Below are 2,161 nucleotides of genomic sequence, written 5' to 3' on the forward strand. Positions count from 1 at the left end.
GCAGCTTCTCTAATGCCTCACGGAAGAGTTTTTAAGCTAGTTAAAGCTGGCGGAGTTATTAAATTTGCGGATAAGGGCGGAATAACTGCTAAGAAACCCTTGCAAAGGCACCATTATGCGACTAATAAGAGTAAAAAATACACTCCGAAGCTTGAAAAAATCACTAAAAAATATGGTTTGGATTTAGACGATGATTGGAATAAAGAACTGCTTCCTCACCAAGGTAGACACCCAAACGCTTATCATGAATTTGTCTTACAAAGGATTATAGCGTTTGACAAAGTTGCAAAAGGTGATAAAGAGAAATTTTTGAAACTATACGAGAAGTTAAAAGAAGAGGTTAGAAAAAATCCAGACATGCTGTACAAAGATTACTGGAGGTCAAAATGAGATATTTTAAATTACTAAAAGAGTACCATGATGATAGTGAAATATTTTGCTTTTGTGAAAATGATTGCGGTCGTGAGCAGTATGAACTGTTAGAAGGAAGGGTTATAAGTAACTGGAATGAGTCACCTGTATTTTATTATAACCCAAGCGAAGGTGACAATACGGCTGATTATGTACACAACGATTTATCTTGGTTTATTATTTCCTCGAAGTTCAAATCAATACTAGAGAACATCGATAAAGGAAATGTTCAATATCTATCAGTAGATATTAAAGACAATGAAAATAACAATTTATTAAAAGGCTACACAGTAGCGAATATAATAAATGTTGTCAATGCCATTGACTATACCCATTCTATTTATAGTGTTTTCGAATTAGAGGACGAAAAGGTATATAATTTCACTAAATATGCCTTGAAAGAAAGTAAAATAAGGGGGCATATATTCAAATTAAAAGGAGACGAAATTCCAATATTTGTATCAGAAAAAGTAAAGGAACTAATTGAACAGCACAATATCACTGGATGTGACTTCTTGGAAGTAAAAGTAGTTTAGAAGAGAAGGTTTATGTACCTTCTCTTATTGCGCCTTTGAGAAACGTCTGTCCGCGCTTGCTTAAAATCCCCCAAAACCTCCCCCAAATGTTTAATCTAGAATAGGTTATTTTACAAAGCATGATTTTTGTCAATTGTTTATAAACCTTTATGCAACAAGCTTTTATTTACTTGACGAACAGTGTTTGAATGGCTATCATTATACTATCTCTAATCTCAGCCATCCCAGCATCAGTAAAACCATCGTCGCAGTATTGCTCCAGTCTTTCCGTATCTTTTACAGATCCAAAGCCAACAAAATGTCCTGGTATTATTCTCTCCACAACAAAACCACCTCCTGTAACCATAATCGAAATAAGTTACGGGTAGGTGGCATTTTTTATTTAACAAAAAAAGAAAAAGTTTAAGTAGTAAAAACCACCTATCTAAAAACAAGGAAAAAAGACGCATGGTGTATGGGTTAATTTACCATTAAGATTTACATAGGGGAAGAAAACTGAAATGTCTTAATAACGAGGGAGAGGGAGAAGGGGGATAGTTCGTGAAGCGTGACTTACAAATTAATTATGGGGTTTTAGATGATATTATTGGCGAACTTCGGAAATATAAGCGTGCTTTAGAAAAAATGGACGATTCGCTGGATAAGGTAACGACCTTTATGCAAAAAAATGAGGGGAAAAGTGTGGAAGCATGGGATCAGAACATTAGCACCTCAAAAGAAAAAATTGCAAATTATGAAACACAGATCAATGACTTACTATCGTTATTTGAAAATTACGTAACAGACACTACGAGATTCATTTCACCGCTTTCTAGAAATACGATGATGCGTGTGGATCGTAATGACATCTGGGCGAATTTAAAGCAAATAGAGGGCGGTATTACCAATAATGTGTTTAAGGCACTAAACAAAAGCTATCAGCAACCTGCTTCGTTTTTTGGTATGTTTGATGACCCGACGGATGCAGAAAAAGAAGCAAGCGAGATCAACCGACGCCATATGGAAAGGGTCCAAACAAGCATTGAAGCAACCAGAAAAAAGCTGGAACGTAATATGGACGAGTTATGGGACCTTTATAATTCCAAGGTGAAAAGGTTTGAAAATGCGGATGATGAATATAATAACTTGGCCGGAAACGTAAAAAGGAAATATACGAATTTCTTTGAAGGGGTATGGGATGTTGTCAGTAGTATAAACAAAGCTGTAGATGATTT

At 35.4% G+C, this 2,161-nt stretch carries 4 protein-coding genes; 3 read left to right on the plus strand and 1 reads right to left on the minus strand.

The annotated features are described in order from the left end of the window. Nucleotides 1-390: AHH domain-containing protein (locus D1839_RS20090; RefSeq protein WP_199690483.1), on the plus strand; the 390-nt coding region annotated here is incomplete at its 5' end. Continuing rightward, nucleotides 387-947 (plus strand): Imm43 family immunity protein, encoded by a 561-nt coding sequence (locus D1839_RS20095; RefSeq protein ID WP_120381536.1) that lies wholly within the window; start codon nucleotides 387-389, stop codon nucleotides 945-947. The genes D1839_RS20090 and D1839_RS20095, both read left to right, overlap by 4 nt. Nucleotides 948-1,113: 166 nt before the next feature. On the opposite strand, the gene D1839_RS20100 is transcribed toward D1839_RS20095, so the two are convergent. After that, nucleotides 1,114-1,269, minus strand: a complete 156-nt coding sequence (locus D1839_RS20100; RefSeq protein ID WP_158589719.1) for a hypothetical protein — start codon at nucleotides 1,267-1,269, stop codon at nucleotides 1,114-1,116. A gap of 218 nt (nucleotides 1,270-1,487) precedes the next feature. Here D1839_RS20100 and D1839_RS20105 point away from each other — a divergent pair. Continuing rightward, a partial coding sequence (locus tag D1839_RS20105; RefSeq protein WP_147358307.1) for a hypothetical protein occupies nucleotides 1,488-2,161 on the plus strand: 674 nt, incomplete at its 3' end.

This window comes from Roseburia sp. 1XD42-34, assembly GCF_009917385.1.
Taxonomy (GTDB): Bacteria; Bacillota; Bacilli; order Bacillales; family Amphibacillaceae; genus Virgibacillus.